Origin of the sequence: Thioalkalivibrio sp. ALgr1 (assembly GCF_000378285.1) — a bacterium.
Taxonomy (GTDB): Bacteria; Pseudomonadota; Gammaproteobacteria; order Ectothiorhodospirales; family Ectothiorhodospiraceae; genus Thioalkalivibrio.
In genome coordinates this window covers 17914-35091 of record NZ_KB905136.1, presented here as the reverse complement: position 1 = coordinate 35091, position 17178 = coordinate 17914, and the positions used below count along the sequence as shown (strand labels likewise).

Below are 17178 nucleotides of genomic sequence, written 5' to 3'. Positions count from 1 at the left end.
GGTCGGCGGTCTATGGGGTTGCGGCCAACTGCCGTGTGCGCAGGTGCGTGGCGCCGATCACCGCGGCCGGCACCAGCAGCAGGTTCACCATGGGCACCATCGCCAGCAGCGTCGTCCCGGCGCCGAATGCGAGGGTCTGCAGGCGGCGCTCGCGCAGGCGCTGGCGCACCGTATCGAATGACAGGCCGTCGTTGGCCAGCGGGACCTCCATGAACTCCACCGCCAGGACCCAGCTGCCATAGAGGAACCAGGCAGCGGGTGCGAGCAGGTTGAGCCCCGGAACGAAGGTGATGATCAGCACCGGGATCAGCAACAGGGCGTAATACCCGAGCTTGCGCGCCGCGGTGGCCAGCGCGTGTACGGACTCCGCGGTCAGCGAGCGCGGCGCGGCCAGGGGCGGGTGGCCCAGACCTTCGGCCGTGCGGTAGGCCAGCGGCCCGGAGAAGGGGCTGGCCACGATCGCGGCCAGGGCCACGGCGGATATCCCGACCACCAGCAGCAGGAACAGGGCGAACAGCGGCCACAGCAGCCAGGCCAGCCAGTCCAGGGTCTGCGGCAGCCAGGCGGCGAGCAGGGCGTCAAAGCCCACCGCCGCGGCTGCGACCAGCGCGCCCACCAGCAGGACATTGATGATCAGCGGAATGATCACGAGCCCGCGCAGGGCGGGCTCGTGGACGCGTGTCAGGCCCCGGAACGGGGCGAGGAACGCGTAAAGCGGCGAGAGGGGTCTTGCCCGCTGGTTCAGCGGCGGGCCCCGAACAACGTCAGGACCAGACCCACTGCGGCCATGATGCCGCCACCGATCAGGTACATGCGAGTGTCGTCCGTGTAGCGTCCGGTGAAGGTCTCGTGCAGCTCTTCACCCAGGCTTTCGGTCGCGTTGTAGCCCATCACCAGCAGGATGACGCCACCCACCAGCAGGGCGATTCCGAGAATACGGCTCCAGTGCATGTCTACGTCCTTTCTTGTTGTGGTTCTTTGCCTGAATGTAGCACCGATCACCGGCGCTGGCGGTGACGTATCCAGAGAAACGCGAGTCTCCCCGGTTGCGTAGGAGGCCAGCCCTCTGGCCGATCGCCGTTGGCTTCAGCGAGAAGGCGAGAAGGCCTCCAGTCCCATGCCGATGCGCGCCAGCCGTGCGGCGCCGTGTGCGGCGTCGTCGTTGTCCGCGCCCGTCACCGGGATCTCCAGGATGCGCTCGCGGATGCGCGTCCACGTGGGGTTCGCGGCACCGCCACCGAGCGTGATCACGCGCTCCACGCGCGGTGCCCCAAGCTCCGTCAGGCGCCGGTAGCCATCACGCTCGATGCGCGCGATGCCTTCGAACAGTCCTTGGAGAAAGCGCGCGTCGTCATCCGGGCGCGGCGTCAGGCGTGGCTCCAGTTCCGGATCGCTGACCGGAAAGCGCTCGCCCCGTCGGGGCAGGGGCAGGTAATCGAGGCCCGTGTCCGTATCCGGGGCCATCTGCTCGCTCAGCCGCTTCAGCGTGGTGTCGTCGAAGTGCTGGCGCAGTACCGCGCCGCCGCTGTTGGAGGCGCCGCCGACCAGCCACTGGCCGAACAGGTGATGGCTGTAGATTCCCAGCTCGGGCGCAAACACGGGCTCCGACGAGAGCTGCTTGATCACCATGGTCGAACCCAGGCTGGTGACCCCGGTGCGGTCGTCTTCAACCCCGGAGGCGAGAAAGCCGGCGATACTGTCGGTGGTCCCGGCGATCACCCGCGAGGCCGGGTTCAGCCCCAGGTGCTGCGCCATCTCCGGCGCAATCGGCCCCAGGTTGGTTCCCGCCGGCACGACCTCCGGCAGCAGGTTGGCATCCGTGGTCAGGATGTCCTCCAGCCAGTCCGGCCAGCCCTGCCAGAGGGCGTCGTAGCCAAGCTTCAGCGCATTGTTCTCGTCCATCACGTCAAAGCGCCCGCGCAGGCGCCCGGCAATCCAGTCGGCCTGATGCAATACGCGACGTACCCCGGAGAGGCTCTCGTGGCGGCGTACCCACAGCAGCTTCGCCGCCGAGGAGCTGGGGCTGTGTACGGCCGATCCACTGGGCGCGACCCCGGCGAGGATCGCGGTCATGTCGGTGGCGCGGGCGTCGTTGTACATCATCGCCGGGCGCACTGGCCGACCATCGGCATCCAGGAACAACAGCGTGGCGGAGGTGCCGTCCACCGCGATCGCGACGGGTTCGCCCTTCAGGTGCTCGGCGGCCTCGCGCAGCAGTTCCCGCACGAGGGTCCACCACTGCGCGGGGTCCTGCTCCGCGATGCCGTCTCCGTCCGTCTCCGACTCCGGAAGCTCGCGCTCGGCCGAGTACACCCGCGCGCCGTCCGGATCCACCAGCGCCAGGCGGATGCCGGAGGTCCCCAGGTCGAGGCCGATCGCGTGCATGGGGACCGGCTACAGGCCCGAATGCAGTGGGCTGCGACCCGGCGGCGGGAGCGTGACCCGCTCCGGCGGGGCCCAGCCGGGCTGGCGGTGCTCGGCCACCACCGAGGTATAGATGCCGCCACGTACGTTGAAATACGAAGTCAGGCGCATGAAGCGCGGCTCGGTCGCCGCGACCAGATCCGCCAGGATCTGGTTGGTCACCGCCTCGTGGAAGGCGCCTTCGTCACGGAACGACCACATATAATTCTTCAGCGACTTCAGTTCCACGCACTTGTGGTCGGCCACGTACTCCAGGTGCAGTTCCGCGAAGTCGGGCTGACCGGTGGCCGGGCACAGGCAGGTGAACTCCGGGATGCGGATATAGATCGCGAAGTCGTTCTCCGGCGCCGGGTTGTCGAAGGTCTCCAGGGTCTTGCTCGGCTGGCTGGGCATGTCGGTTTCTCGTTGCGGATAAGAGATGTGGGAGCGTGCTTGCACGCGAAGCGCCTGCCCGCGTGCGGACGATCGCCTGCCAGCAGGCTCCCACCGTCGTTATGTTGTGATGGCGAATGGACCGGTCACGTTACCGGCACAAGCGTGTACCATTCTACCCCCGAGTGTCCTGACCGCGGATTACGCCGAACGTGCGACTCGCCCGAATCAAGCTGGCCGGCTTCAAGTCCTTCGTCGACCCGACGACGCTGGTGCTGCCCGGAAACCGGGTGGGCATCGTCGGGCCGAACGGCTGTGGCAAGTCGAACACCATCGACGCCGTGCGCTGGGTGATGGGCGAGTCCTCGGCCAAGCACCTGCGCGGCGACTCCAGCGAGGACGTGATCTTCAACGGCTCCTCCAGCCGCAAGCCGGTCGGGCAGGCCTCGATCGAGCTGATCTTCGACAACTCCGACGGTCGCCTGGGCGGCGAGTACAGCGCCTACGGCGAGATCGCCGTGCGCCGCGCGCTGACGCGCGATGGCCAGTCCAAGTACTTCCTCAACGGCCAGCGCGCGCGCAAGCGCGACGTGGTGGACCTGTTCCTGGGCACTGGCCTCGGCCCGCGCAGCTACGCGATCATCGAGCAGGGCATGATCGCGCGCCTGATCGATGCCCGCCCCGAGGAACTGCGCGTCTATCTCGAGGAGGCCGCCGGCATCTCCAAGTACAAGGAGCGCCGGCGCGAGACCGAGAACCGCGTGCGCCACACCCGCGAGAACCTGGAGCGCCTGGACGACGTGCGCGACGAGGTCGCCAAGCAGGCCGAACGCCTCAATCGCCAGGCCGCCACCGCCGAGAAGTATCAGACCCTCGCCGCCGAGCGGCGCCAGAAACGCGCCGAGGCGATCCTGCTGCGTCTGCGTGCGCAGGAACAGGAACTGGACGCGAGCCGACAGCGCCTGCAGGCGGCCGAGACCGAACTGGCCGGCACCCAGGCGGAGGCGCAAAAGGTGCGCACCGAGACCGAACAGCAGCGCCAGACGCGCGTGGACCTGGAGGCGGCCACTACCGAGGCGCAGTCCGCCTACTACGACCGCGCCGCCGAGGTCTCGCGCCTGGAGCAGTCGATCCGCCATGCGGAGGACGAACTGGCCCGCGAGCGCGCGGAACTGCGGCAGCTGGAAGAGCGCCTGCAGACGGCCGGCGAGGCGTTCGCGGCGCTGGAACAGCGCATTGCCCAGGCCGAACGCGAACGCGACCAGCGCCAGCAGGAGGCGGGGGCCGCCGAGGCCGAGCGCGAACGCCTGGAGGCCGCAGCGGAGCAGGCCGAAACCGAGTTTCAGGCCGCTCGCGAGGCCCAGTCCGAGTGGGAACGCGCCCTGGCCGAGCCGCGCCAGAATGCGCAGCTCGCGCGTTCGCGCATGGATCACGCCGAGCACCAGCTCGCGCGCCTGGAACAGCGCCGCGAACGCCTCGACGCCGAGCGCGCGGCCCTGCCACAGACCCACCCGGGCGAGGAGGCCGAACGGATGCAGGGCGAACGCGATGCCCTGGCCGAGCGCCTGGAGCAGCTGCGCCAGCAGCACGAGCAGCAGCAGGAACAACTGAACCAGCTCACCGAGGCCCGCCGCGAGGCCCGCGACGCCCTGCACCAGGCCGAGCGCGAGGCGCGCGAGGTCGCGGGGCGTCTGGCGGGGCTGGAACACTTCGCCGGCGAGGACGACCCGGCGCAGACACGCGAGCGCCGTGAGGCCTGGGCACGCGAACAGGGGCTGGACCTCTCGCGGCCCCTGGTGCAGCAGCTGGAGGTCGACGACGGCTGGGATACGGCCGTGGAGCTGGTGCTGGGGGCCTGGCTGGAGGCCGCCGTGCTGGACGCGCCCGAGGCCACGCAGGACTGGCCGGATGCCGCGCTGCGCCTGGTGAGTACGCAGGCGGATGCCGCCGCGGCGACCTCGGACGACTCGCTCGCCGGCCGCGTGCGCGGCTCCGCGGCGGTGACGCAGTGGCTGTCACGCATCCACTGCGCGCGAGATCTGGACGAGGCCCGGGGCCGCGTTGCGAACCTCGCACCGGACGAGAGCGTGATCACGCCCGATGGCACCTGGATGGGGCCGGGGTGGGTCGCGCATCGCACGCTGGAAGGTGGGGCCTCCGGTGCGGTCGCGCGGGTGCGCCTGGCGCGCGAGCTGCGCGAGCAGGAAGAGCAGCTGCAGGGGCAGGTCGAGCAGCACCAGGCGACCCTGGCGGAACGGGGCGAGGCCATCGATGCCGCGCAGGCCGAGCGCGACCGGCTGGATGCCCAGCTGCGCGAACAGCAGGGCGAGATCGACGAACGCGACCGGCGCATCCAGCGCCTGCGCGATCAGGCCCGGCAGCTGGAACAGCAGCAGGCGCGGATCGACCGCGAGGCGGGCGAACTGGAAGAAGAAACAGCTCGCGCCCGGGAGCAATTGGAGACCGCGCAGCAGGAACGCAACCAGGCCCTCGCCACGCTGGAAACACTGGAGGCCGACCGCGGCACACTGGAGAGTCGACTGGAGGCCGCGCGCGACGCCCATAGTCAGGCCCGCGATGCGGTCCGCGAGGCGCGCGATGTTGCCGGGCGTTCACGCATGGCGGAGCAGGAGGCGCGCCACCGGCTGGAGCGCGAGCAAAGCGAACGCGAGCGCCTGGAACGCCAGCGCGCGGAGGATCGCGAACGCCTGGAAAAGCTGCAGCAGGGCCTGGCCGGGCGCGAGGGGCCGCTGGAGCAGTGGCGTGGGGATCTGCAGGCCGCCGCGGAGCAGCGCCAGCAGGCGGAAGAACGCCTGACCCGGGCGCGCGCGGATCTCGAGGCCTGCGATGCGCGGCTGCGGGAACTGGCCACACAGGCCAGCGAGCTGGACAGCCGCGTCGAGGCGCAGCGTTCCACCTGCGAGGAGCTGCGCCTGGATCAGCGCGAGCGCTCGGTGCAGATCGAACAGCTGAAGAGCCAGTTCCAGGAGTCGGGATTCGAGGCCGGCCCGCTGGCGGATGGGCTCGCGGGGGATGCGACGGTACCGGCCTGGGAGCAGGCGATCGCGGAACTCGACCGCAAGATCGACCGCCTGGGGCCGATCAACCTGGCGGCGATCGACGAGGCGCGCAGCCTGGAGGAGCGTTCACGCTACCTCGAGGAGCAGCATGCCGATCTGATCGAGGCGCTGGAGACGCTGGAGGCGGCGATGCACCGCATCGACCGCGAGACGCGTCAGCTGTTCAAGCAGACCTTCGATCAGGTGAACGCCGGGCTGGGGCAGAAGTTCCAGCGCCTGTTTGGCGGCGGCGAGGCGCGCCTGGAGATGACCGGTGACGACCTGCTGGATACCGGCGTGAACATCATGGCCCGCCCGCCGGGCAAGCGCCTGTCCACCATCCATCTAATGTCCGGAGGCGAGAAGGCGCTCACAGCATCGGCGCTGGTGTTCGCTATCTTTGAGTTGAATCCGGCACCCTTCTGCATGCTGGACGAGGTGGATGCGCCGCTCGACGAGGCCAACGTCGGGCGTTTCTGCGAGCTGCTGGAGGACATGTCCGAGCAGATCCAGTTTATTTTTATCACCCATAACAAGGCCACGATGGCGATGGCGGAACAGCTGATCGGCGTTACCATGCACGAACCGGGCGTCTCGCGCCTGGTGAGCGTGGATATCGACGAGGCCGTCGAACTGGCCGAGGCCTGATCCCTGCGATCCCACGGGTTGGGGCGCGGTCGTACAACCGGAAAGACGAGGTATTGAGTGGATTGGATGCGCATCAGTCTGGTGATCCTGGGGATCGTGCTGGTCGCCGGTATCTGGATGGCCCATCGCCTGCGCACGCGCGATCGCGCGCAGGATCTGGATGATGACGCCACCGACTGGAGTGACGACGCGGTGCACATTCGCGCCCAGGACGACCCCGCGCCGCGCAGACGCGAGGGCGATTCCGACAGCCTTGGGGCCGAGGCGGGCTGGGCCGATCCCCTGGAGACCTCGCGCGAGTACACGCGGGACGCCGATACTGCCGATCCCGATGAAGACTTCGACGACGTGCGCATTCCCCAGCACGACCGCGCGGAGCCGCACCTGGGCGTGACCTCGGCGGACGACGACGAGCCACTGCCTCCGGGCGAGCGCCATGCCGACCGAGCGCAGGATATCTACGGCGTCCTGGACAACGACGAAGAGCCGGTTCCGCCGCCGCCCCATGGCGCCTTCGAGCCGGACCCGGAGGATGCGCCGCGACGCCGAGCCAGGTCCAGCGCCGCGGAAACCGCGAAGGGCGTGATGGGCCAATTGAGCGGCCGTATGCGCTCCGGGATCGCCGCGCTGCGCGGGACGCGCCTGCGCCGCCCGCGTGCGGAAGAGACGCTCGGCGAACAACTGCACCCGGATCACGAGGTCGACCCCGAGCTGATCGAGGAGCCGGCGCCCGACATGGAGACCCTGGGCGAGTTTGTGTCCGAACCGCGTGTGGTGGGGCGCAACCCGCTGCGCGGTGGCCCGGGGTCGGACGAAAAGATCCTGCTGCTGCATGTGGTCGCGCCGCGCAACCGGCCGTTTACCGGCGTCGCCCTGGGGGCTGCGCTGCAGCGCGCGGGCCTCAAGCCGGGCGCGATGGACATCTACCACTACCACGATGCCGAGATCGACGGCCGCCAGGCCCTGTTCTCCGCCGCGAACATGGTGCCGCCGGGCACGCTGCGCGAACAGGACCTGACGGACACGATGACCCCTGGCATCACGTTGTTCGTGCAGGTGCACAACAGCGCCGATCCGCAACGCGCGTTCGAGGCACTGCTGGAGAATGCACACGGCCTGGCGCGGGATCTCGGCGGCTCCATCCTCGACGCCCAGCAGTCCACCGCCACCAACCAGACGCTCGCCTACATGCGTGAGGATCTGAACGAGTGGCTGATGCGCCACCGCCCGGATCTGCTGCGGCGGCGGAGGGCGCGGTGAGTTCGCTCTCCGCGTCCCGCGAGGGCGCGGCGGGGGAGGCGGGCGCACGGATCGAGCAGCTGCGGCGCCAGATCGAGCACCACAACTACCGCTACTACGTCCTCGACGACCCGGAGGTCTCCGACGCCGAGTTCGACACGCTGATGCGCGAACTCGAACAGCTCGAGGCCGAACACCCTGAACTCGTCTCCCCGGATTCGCCCACCCAGCGTGTCGGCGGTGCCCCCGCCGCCGGTTTCGACACGGTGCGGCATCGGCTGCCGATGCTGTCCCTGGCCAACGGCTTCGAACCCGACGAGATCCGCGACTTCGACCGCCGCGTGCGTGAGCGCCTGACCAAACAGACTGGCGAGCCCGACCGCGTTGAGCAGGCGGTCGCCTACATGGCCGAGCCCAAGCTGGACGGCCTGGCGATCAGCCTGATCTACGAGAACGGCCGCCTGGTGCAAGCCGCGACGCGCGGCGACGGCGAGACCGGCGAGGACGTGACCGGCAATGTCCGCACCGTGCGCCCGATCCCGCTGCACCTGGGGGATCGCTACACCGACGATGCGCCCGGCGTGCTGGAGGTGCGTGGTGAGGTGTTCATGCGCCGCTCGGATTTCGAACGCCTGAACCAGGGCCTGGAGGCCGATGGCCAGCGCGGCTTCATGAACCCGCGCAATGCCGCCGCCGGCAGTCTGCGTCAGCTGGACCCGAAGGTGACGGCGCGGCGGCCCTTGAGCTTTTTTGCCTACTCCGTCGGGCATGTCGAGGGTGGCACTTTGCCGGGCACCCAGTCCGGCACGCTGGACTGGCTGCACCACCTGGGTTTTCCGGTCTGCCCCGAGCGCGCGGTGCTGGACGGGGTGGAGGGCTGTCTTGCCTACTACGAGCGCCTGGCCGAGCGTCGTCGCGAGCTGGACTACGAGATCGACGGCATTGTCTACAAGGTCGACTCGCTGGAGGATCAGCAGCACCTGGGCTTCGTCTCGCGCGCGCCGCGCTGGGCGATCGCCCACAAGTTCCCGGCCGAGGAGCAGACGACGACCCTGCGCGCCGTCGACTTCCGCGTTGGCCGCACCGGGGCGCTGACCCCGGTCGCGCGGCTGGAGCCGGTACTGGTCGGCGGGGTCATGGTTAGCAATGCCACGCTGCACAACATGGACGAGATCGCGCGCAAGGACATCCGCATCGGCGATCGTGTGATCGTACGCCGCGCGGGCGACGTGATCCCCGAGGTAGTCGGCCGCGCCGGCGGCGAGCGCCCGGAGGACACCGGGGAGATCGAGATGCCGTCCCGCTGCCCGGAGTGCGACTCGCACATCGAACGCCCGGAGGGCGAGGCCGTCGCGCGCTGCACCGGCGGGCTTGTCTGCCCCGCGCAGCGCCGCGAGGCGCTGAAGCACTTCGTCTCGCGCCGGGCGATGGACATCGAGGGCTTTGGCGAGAAACTGATCGAGCAGCTCGCCGATGGCGGTATCGTGCAAAGCCCGGCCGACCTGTTCGCGCTCGACGCCGAGCGCCTGGAGGCCCTGGAGCGGGTCGGCCCCAAGCTCGCCGAGAACCTCGTCAACGCCCTGGAACAGGCGCGCGAGACCACGCTGGCGCGGTTCATCTTCGCCCTCGGCATCCGCGAAGTGGGCGAGGTCACCGCCCGCAACCTGGCCACGTACTACGGCGACCTGGACGCACTGATGCAGGCCGATGCCGAGGCCCTGCAGGAGGTCCCGGACGTCGGCCCCATCGTCGCCGAACATATCGCCAACTTCTTCGCCGAGCCCCACAACCGCGACGTGATCCAGGCCCTGCGCGACGCCGGCGTCCACTGGCCCGATCCGCCCCGGCCACAAGCGGCAGAGTCGGGTGACGCGGCCCCGCTGGCCGGCAACACCTACGTCCTGACCGGCAGCTTCGACACCATGACCCGCGAAGAAGCCAAGGCCGCCCTCGAGGCCCGCGGCGCCAAAGTCACCGGCTCCGTCTCCAAAAAGACCACCGCCGTCATCGCCGGCGCCGACCCCGGCTCCAAGGTCACCAAAGCCGAATCCCTCGGCATCCCCATCCTCGACCCCGACGACCTCGCCCAGCTCCTCTCCTGACAAGACCTCCCGTGGGATCGGGTTGGAGGAAGTGGCTTGGTGGGATTGGTCTTGTGGGGCTGGTTTTGTGGGAGCGGGCTTGCCCGCGAAGCCCCTGCCCCGGGTCGGCTCTGGCAGGGGCTTCGCGGCCAAGGCCGCTCCCACACAAGTTTCGGGCAGTGGAAAGGGTATAGCTGTAACAATCACGGGAGGTTCGAATGCCACGGAAGGCACGATCCCACCGGCTGCGGTTTGGGCGGGTCAGCGAGCACGGAAGGGTTTACCTGGTCACGGCGGTTTGCGCCGACCGGGAGGCCTGGTTTTCGCGGTTTGAGCATGGGCGCTGTTGCGTCCATGCGATGCGTGAGCTGGAAGGCGAAGCAAATACGCTCTGCTTCGTGGTCATGCCGGACCATATGCACTGGCTGATGCAACTCGAAGCTGGAGATCTCTCCCGCGTTGTGCAGAAGGTGAAGGGTTCCACGACTCGCCGAATCGGGGAGTTGCGTGGCCGGCCGTGCCGGGTTTGGCAGCCGGGTTTCCATGACCGCGCTTTGCGCCGGGAGGAGGACCTCCAGGCCGTGGCTCGTTATGTGGTGGCCAATCCTCTGCGGGCGGGGCTCGTGAGCAACCTGCGCCACTATCCGCTGTGGGATGCGATTTGGTTGTAGGGTTCCGGCTCCAAAAGGGCTTCGCGGCCAAGGCCGCTCCCACAGCTCGGCCCATCCTGGGCGGCTCGAGTGGGTGTGGGAGCGGGCTTGCCCGCGAAGCCCTGCCAGCGCGAACAATGGCAACACACAGCTCCAAGAGATCAGCCCATCGCCAGAAGTGCATTTTCATCAGGGGTTGCTTATGCTTCGTGCGCCGCGATGGGGTGCGGCGGGCGCCAGGGACCGGCACTTGATGTAGTGTGGTCGGGCTGAGTTTTGTATATAGGGTTTTAGGTCAGGATCAGGATGCCGGACGCGCACAACACACCATGCTGAATCGTGGGCTGGAACGTCTGCTGAGACTGCCGCGCGGCAAGAAGCGCTGGCTGATGATCGCCGCGGATGTGGTCATGCTGCCGCTCGCCCTGTGGTCCGGATTCATGATTCGCCTGGCGGAACCCTTCCCGCCGATCATGCAGCAGACCTGGTGGCTGTTCCCATTGATCGTCATCGTGGGAATCCCGCTGTTTACCCGTCTGGGTCTGTACCGCGCGGTGGTGCGGTTTATGGGCTCGCGCGCCATCTGGGCGGTCAGCTCCGGGGTGGTGATCCTGGCGATGCTGATCTGGGCAGCCGTGGCGGTCGTCCAGCTGGAGGGTTTTCCTCGATCGGTTCCGATCAATTTCGCCATCGTGGCGTTTCTCTATGTGGCTGGTAGCCGCTTCCTGGTTCGGGCCTGGTATCGCTCGGTTGTGGATGCCGTGTCGGGCGCAGAACCCGTGGTCGTCTATGGCGCGGGCGAGACGGGGGTCCAGCTCCTCTCCGCGCTTAAGGCCGGTGGTCGTTTCCGCATCGTCGCGTTCGTGGACGAAGACCGGGCCCTGCAGGGGAGTTCGATCGATGGTGTGCCGGTTCATTCTCCGGATTACCTGCCGAAGCTGGTGAATCGATTCGGTGTGGGGCGTCTGCTGCTGGCGCTCCCCTCGGCTAGCCGCAATAAACGCCGACACATCCTGGAGCAGCTTGAGCATCTGCCGCTCTATGTCCAGTCCGTGCCGTCGATGGAGGCGGTCGTCTCTGGGCAGGCCAGCCTGGAACAGCTGGAAGACATCGATGTGGCGGACCTTCTCGGGCGTGATCCGGTCCCGCCGGAGCCCGAGTTGCTGCAGCGCAGCATTCGCGGTCGCGTGGTTATGGTTACGGGGGCCGGCGGCTCCATCGGCTCCGAATTGTGCCGGCGTATTGTGCTGGAGGAGCCCGCCGCGCTGATACTCTACGAGCGCAACGAGTTCGCCCTCTACAGCATCGAGCGCGAGTTGCAGGAGCGATCGGTGCCAACCGGCCGGATGCCGGTGATTCACGCAGTTCTTGGGTCTGTTGCCAATCCGCGCCGGGTGGCGGCGGTGTTGCAGGAGTTTGGCGTACAGACGCTTTATCACGCTGCCGCCTACAAGCACGTGCCGATCGTGGAAGCCAATCTGATCGAAGGCGTGAGGAACAACGTATTCGGTACGGCCATTCTCGCGGATGCCGCCCTCAAGGCCGGGGTCGAGCGCTTCATCCTGATCTCCACCGACAAGGCCGTCAGGCCTACGAACGTAATGGGCGCGACCAAGCGCATGGCCGAGATGGTCCTGCAGGACCGTGCCCGCGAGAAGCGCGGGACCATCTTCAGCATGGTGCGCTTTGGCAACGTCCTGGGCTCCTCGGGCTCGGTGGTGCCGCTGTTCCACCAGCAGATTCGCGATGGCGGGCCGGTCACCGTTACCCATCCCGAGATCACGCGCTACTTCATGTCCATCCCGGAGGCAGCCGAGCTTGTGATTCAGGCCGGGGCGATGGCCGAAGGCGGCGAGGTCTACGTGCTGGACATGGGCGAGCCCGTGCGCATCGTCGACCTCGCGCGCCGAATGATCCGGCTGCACGGGCGCCAGGTGAAGGAAGACGGCTACCCCGAAGACGGCATCGAGATTGTGTTTACCGGACTGCGCCCGGGTGAGAAGCTCTACGAGGAACTGCTGATCGGGGACAACGTGGAAGCCACCGTGCACCCTCGAATCATGCGTGCCCGTGAGGACTGCGTAACCCCTGAGGATGTGCGCGCAGCGCTCGTGCAGCTCGATCGCGCGGATCGCGAAATGGAAGTCGATCTGGCCTGCCGCGCACTGCGCAGTGTCGTACATGAGTACGCACCGGCTGATCACACCCCACAGACGTACGGCAAAGTGGCGTCATCATCGGAATGACCGTATTACTCCGTGGCATGGAGGCTTGCAGCAGACAGGGTCCCGTGCTGCAATCGCCGTTCATTGAATGAACAGCTAAAGCCGTGCTGCTCCCCGCGCAGCCAAAAACTGCGAGCCAATGCCTTCCGACGAACTCCAATTCAAACTCCTGCGTTTGCTGGAGGAAGACCCCACGCGCTCGCAGCGCGCGCTGGCGCGCGAGCTGGGGGTCTCCATCGGCGGTACGAATCATGCCCTGCGGGCATTGCTCGCGCGTGGTTGGGTTAAGGCGCAGAATTTCACGCGCAGCGGCAACAAGCGCGGTTATCTCTACAAGCTCACCCCGAGCGGCGTGAGCGAAAAGGCTCGACTGGCGTACTACTTCCTGCAGCGCAAACGCGCGGAGCACGAGGCCTTGATGGCCGAGATCGAACAGCTACGGGCCGAGGTGCGGCGTCAGGAACGTGACTGAAGCCACGATAGCCCTTTATGGAACGCGCACTGTGCACGACCTGCCATCGCCAGGCGCCGGTATTCTGCGCGCGCTAACGCAGCGAGTCGGTTAGGGACCCCGACCGCCCAGCGGGCTGTCACTGTAGGAACGCAGCCCTCTGCGCGATGGGGTGCTGGACAGGCCCCATCGGCCAGAGGGCTGGCCTCCTACCGTTTCGGGGCGGGAAGGCGGGTATTTGCGCCGATGCGGTACCGGACAGCCGCAAAAGGTGCCTGACCTCAACCAATGAGCACATCAATAAATGGGAACGACAAGGAATTCGGGATGAAGATCGCAGTCGCCGGTACCGGCTATGTAGGCCTTTCCAATGCAGTGCTGCTGGCACAGCACCACGAGGTGGTGGCGCTGGACGTGGTGCCCGAGAAGGTTGAGCAGATCAACCGCAGGGAATCGCCGATCATCGACGCCGAGATCCAGGATTTCCTGCAGAACCGGTCGCTCAATCTGACCGCCACGCTCGACAAACAGCAGGCCTACGATGGGGCGGACTTCATTATTGTCGCCACCCCCACGGACTACGACCCGCAGACCAACTACTTCAACACCACCACGGTCGAATCCGTGATCCGCGACGTGCTGGCGATCAACCCGCACGCCACCATGGTGATCAAGTCCACCGTGCCGGTCGGTTACACGCGCGAGATCAAGGCGCAGATGCAGAGCGACAACATCCTCTTCTCGCCCGAGTTCCTGCGCGAGGGCCGGGCGCTGTACGACAACCTGCACCCGTCCCGCATCATCGTCGGTGAACAGTCCGAACGCGCCGAGACCTTCGCCAACCTGCTCGCCGGGGGTGCGATCGACGATGACATCCCGATGCTGTTCACCAACTCCACCGAGGCCGAGGCGATCAAGCTGTTCGCCAACACCTACCTGGCGATGCGCGTGGCGTACTTCAATGAGCTGGACAGCTACGCCGAGATCCACGGACTGGACACCCGGCAGATCATCGACGGCGTCTGCCTGGACCCGCGCATCGGCAGTCACTACAACAACCCGTCCTTCGGCTACGGCGGCTACTGTCTGCCGAAGGACACCAAGCAGCTACTGGCCAACTACGAAGAGATCCCCAATAACATCATCGGCGCCATCGTGGATGCCAACCGCACGCGCAAGGATTTCGTGGCCGACGCTGTCATTCGGCGTAACCCCAGGGTTGTCGGGATCTACCGTCTGGTGATGAAGAGCGGCTCCGACAACTTCCGTGCCTCCGCCATCCAGGGCGTGATGAAGCGCATCAAGGCCAAGGGCATCGAGGTCGTCGTCTACGAGCCGGAACTTCCGGACGATGACTTCTACCGCTCTCGTGTGATCCGCGACCTCGACGAGTTCAAGCGCATCGCCGACGTCATCGTCGCCAACCGCATCACCGACGACATCCGCGACCAGACCGACAAGATCTACACCCGCGACCTCTTCAACAGCGACTAACCAGAACCCGGCCAACAACCTGTGGGAGCGAGCTTGCTCGCGAAGCCCCCGCCAAAGCTATCCCTTGGCACCCCTTCGCGTGCAAGCACGCTCCCACAGAATCGCGGCAGGTTCGTCCTCCAATGGATCCATCAACCATTAGAGGCGTACACCATCCCCGCCGTAGCGCAGCGAAGAGCCGGGATCTCCGACGGTGCGGCACTCCAAACGACAAAGACCCCGGATAACCGCCCCGCGGTTTCCGGGGTGACAGTGGAGAGTGATGCGGCTTGGCCGGATGAGCAATGCGAGTTTCTAACTGTTCTCCGCGGCCCGTACATTCGCGAGGAATTCCCGGAAGAAAGCGCCGAAAACGCCCAGCATCAGGCCAAGAACCAGTGAGAGCGCGGCGAATAGGGAGCGGCCAGGTCCCTCGGGACGCTCGGACGCCAGGGCGTAATCCGAGCCGCGGGCGACCACCTCCTGGATTCGCTCTAGTTCACGGTTAAGCGCGGAAAGGGAACGTTCGTGCCGTTGCTCTTCTTGCGCCATCTGCTCTTGAATCTTCTGGCTGGACGCTTCCAGCTCAGCCAACTGTAGTCGCGTTTCCTGGATGCGATTAGGCAGGTCCGTGAGGAGGCCACGCTCCGCGCTGTGTCGCATCTCGACGATCGACGTCTGTGGCATCAGTGCCCACAACGGCGAGTTGTCTTGTGGATTGGCCAGAGTTTCTTCAAGCCGTTCGCGGAGAGGTTCTAGCTGGTCGATGTGTTCCGCGAGGAGCTTTTTCTCCTCTTCAAGCAACGCCAGGCGCTCGTTGGTCAGGGTGATCCGCTCGTCAATCGAGTCGGCTTCGTATGCCATTTCCTGCATTCTTGCCTGATGGCTCAAGATGAGCTCTTCGCGGTCGTCCTCCAGGTTGGAGCGCAGGTCTTCGACCCTGGGGTTGAACTCCGAGCGCAGGCCACGGGTGACGAGTGTATGGAGTTCCCGTACCTCTTCGCGGCGATCGAGAGGGGAAGAGCTCGTCAGTTGGAGGAAATTTGTGCCCTCGACATGTCGGCTTCGCGCTTCCGGTGGGCGGCCCTCCTCGTATTCCTCCTGCATGTCGCGTCGAATTCCAGGGATCAGGACGTCATTGAGGAACGAGACCTTCACTTCAGGGCTTTCAATCGGATTCCGGTTGTTATCCAGTCCGATCTGGATCGTGGTCAGAAAGGTGTAAGTGGGGGTTTGCAGCAAGCCGTAGCCGGTTCCCAGGACAAATACAATGACCGTAACAGCAGCGATCCACCACTTGCGGCGTGCAAGCACCCGCCACAGGTCGATCAGGCTGATTTCATCGTCGTAGGGACCGGAGTGCCTCTCGTCGCGTTCTCTGGGAGACGCGGATGGGCTGGATTTGTCGGCGTTCGGTGGCATCGGTTGGTTCTCGAGTCATGGTGCAAGTGCACGCATTCTCCGGATTTCGCCGAACAAAGGGAACCAGGCACCGATGCCCCCGTTAGTTCCGTCGCAGAAGTCTGTTGGCCCCCGCGTTTGTCCACCCTGCGTATGCGTGGTCAAATTCGCAGCCACCCCTTGAGCATCCTGTTGGAGCCTGCTTGCAGGCGAACGCTCATGCCCGTGCCGGACCTTGGCAGGGGCTTCGCCGCCGAGGCGGCTCCTACAGGTGCCGGACGCGTCAGGAGCTTCTGCTCCGCTAATGCGCGTTGTATGGGCTTTCCGCGGCGTAATCGGCCAGAGGCCTGGCCTTCTGAAGGGGTGCTATAATCGGTACTGAAAGAGGTACCGGAGGGTGTATGGAGAACGTGATTTCGGCGCAGGAGATCAAGCGGCGCGGCATTAGCGCAGTGGATCGGGCGCTAAAGAAGGGGCCGGTGCATGTGATCCAGCGCAATCGTCCGCGTTACGTGATCCTGAGTGAGGAGTCCTACCAGCGTTTGGCCGAGGGCGCCGAGGCCAGGGGACGGTTGTGGCACCGATTGCTGGAAGACGATGCAACGCCGGCTGCACCCCGAAGCCGGGCGGACCTGGACCGTGAGTTGCAAGCCGAACGCGAAGGCTGGTCCGATTGATGCTGGCGTTTCTGGATGCCAGCGCCATCATCTACCTCTTGGAGGGTGATACCCGTACCCGAGAGTCGGTCCGACAGGTGCTCAGAAATCTGGAGCAGAGCGACGGCCCTCCGTCGCCGGCGGTGTCCGCCTTGAGTCGTCTGGAATGCCGCGTACGCCCGCTACGCGAATCGAACACCCGGGTTCTTGAACAACTGGATGTGTTTTTCGGCGACCCGGGGTTGTCGGTCGTTGCGCTGGATATGGCCGTTCTGGACGAGGCAACAAAACTGCGTGCGCACCATGGCCTGCGCACACCCGACGCTATCCAGGCCGCGTCCCTGCTCGCGGCCGACCCGGGAGGCGCATTCGTGACGGGGGATGGCGACTTTGAAAAGGTTCCGGGCCTGCGCGTGCACCGCATTCCACAGTGACCCGGAAACTCCCGCACGGCGTCATCTGGCCGAAACGGTAGGAGCGCAGCCCTCTGCGCGATGGG

14 protein-coding genes are annotated in these 17178 nt (G+C 66.5%); 9 read left to right on the top strand and 5 right to left on the bottom strand.

All coding sequences use genetic code 11. The annotated features are described in order from the left end of the window. Nucleotides 1–10: 10 nt before the first annotated feature. The 4 genes from cysZ to queF all read right to left on the bottom strand — a co-directional run bounded on the left by cysZ (nt 11) and on the right by queF (nt 2817). A complete protein-coding gene (gene cysZ / locus F466_RS0111185; protein ID WP_081622312.1) occupies nt 11–685 on the bottom strand; it encodes a sulfate transporter CysZ in 675 nt (224 codons plus the stop codon). 56 nt (nt 686–741) lie between these two features. Beyond that, complete coding sequence (locus F466_RS0111180; RefSeq protein WP_018138546.1) at nt 742–951, bottom strand: DUF3185 family protein; 210 nt, start codon at nt 949–951, stop codon at nt 742–744. Nucleotides 952–1086: 135 nt separating this feature from the next. Further along, nucleotides 1087–2385, bottom strand: a complete 1299-nt coding sequence (locus tag F466_RS0111175) for an FGGY-family carbohydrate kinase (RefSeq protein WP_018994137.1) — start codon at nt 2383–2385, stop codon at nt 1087–1089. Between the two features lie 9 nt (nt 2386–2394). Further along, nucleotides 2395–2817 carry a preQ(1) synthase gene (queF, locus tag F466_RS0111170; protein WP_018994136.1) on the bottom strand — a complete coding sequence of 141 codons (423 nt, stop codon included), beginning with the start codon at nt 2815–2817 and terminating at the stop codon, nt 2395–2397. A 191-nt stretch (nt 2818–3008) separates the two neighbouring features. On the opposite strand from queF, the gene smc reads away from it, so the two are divergent. From smc to F466_RS0111135, 7 genes are all read left to right on the top strand, one after another. Further along, a complete protein-coding gene (smc, locus tag F466_RS0111165; RefSeq protein WP_018994135.1) occupies nt 3009–6503 on the top strand; it encodes a chromosome segregation protein SMC in 3495 nt (1164 codons plus the stop codon). 66 nt (nt 6504–6569) lie between these two features. Continuing rightward, complete coding sequence (locus F466_RS0111160; protein WP_018994134.1) at nt 6570–7763, top strand: cell division protein ZipA C-terminal FtsZ-binding domain-containing protein; 1194 nt, start codon at nt 6570–6572, stop codon at nt 7761–7763. Beyond that, nucleotides 7760–9844 carry an NAD-dependent DNA ligase LigA gene (ligA, locus tag F466_RS0111155; RefSeq protein WP_018994133.1) on the top strand — a complete coding sequence of 695 codons (2085 nt, stop codon included), beginning with the start codon at nt 7760–7762 and terminating at the stop codon, nt 9842–9844. The genes F466_RS0111160 and ligA overlap by 4 nt, the downstream gene beginning before the upstream one ends. A 197-nt stretch (nt 9845–10041) precedes the next feature. Continuing rightward, nucleotides 10042–10494, top strand: coding sequence for a transposase (locus F466_RS0111150; protein ID WP_018994132.1), 453 nt, complete (start codon nt 10042–10044; stop codon nt 10492–10494). A gap of 308 nt (nt 10495–10802) precedes the next feature. Further along, the gene (locus F466_RS0111145) at nt 10803–12719 is read left to right on the top strand and encodes a nucleoside-diphosphate sugar epimerase/dehydratase (protein ID WP_018994131.1); all 1917 of its coding nucleotides are present in this window, start codon (nt 10803–10805) and stop codon (nt 12717–12719) included. A 118-nt stretch (nt 12720–12837) separates the two neighbouring features. Beyond that, nucleotides 12838–13170, top strand: a complete 333-nt coding sequence (locus F466_RS0111140; protein WP_018994130.1) for a MarR family EPS-associated transcriptional regulator — start codon at nt 12838–12840, stop codon at nt 13168–13170. 306 nt (nt 13171–13476) lie between these two features. Beyond that, complete coding sequence (locus F466_RS0111135) at nt 13477–14643, top strand: nucleotide sugar dehydrogenase (RefSeq protein ID WP_018994129.1); 1167 nt, start codon at nt 13477–13479, stop codon at nt 14641–14643. A 294-nt stretch (nt 14644–14937) separates the two neighbouring features. On the opposite strand, the gene F466_RS0111130 is transcribed toward F466_RS0111135, so the two are convergent. Then, nucleotides 14938–16044: a Wzz/FepE/Etk N-terminal domain-containing protein gene (locus F466_RS0111130; RefSeq protein WP_018994128.1), complete on the bottom strand. Its 1107-nt coding sequence runs from the start codon at nt 16042–16044 to the stop codon at nt 14938–14940. A 380-nt stretch (nt 16045–16424) separates the two neighbouring features. Between F466_RS0111130 and F466_RS0111125 the strand changes: the two genes are divergently transcribed. Together F466_RS0111125 and F466_RS0111120 are read left to right on the top strand one after the other, a co-directional pair. Further along, nucleotides 16425–16700: a type II toxin-antitoxin system Phd/YefM family antitoxin gene (locus F466_RS0111125; RefSeq protein WP_018994127.1), complete on the top strand. Its 276-nt coding sequence runs from the start codon at nt 16425–16427 to the stop codon at nt 16698–16700. Continuing rightward, nucleotides 16700–17113, top strand: coding sequence for a type II toxin-antitoxin system VapC family toxin (locus F466_RS0111120; protein ID WP_018994126.1), 414 nt, complete (start codon nt 16700–16702; stop codon nt 17111–17113). Before F466_RS0111125 ends, F466_RS0111120 begins: the two co-directional genes overlap by 1 nt. Nucleotides 17114–17178 lie beyond the last annotated feature (65 nt).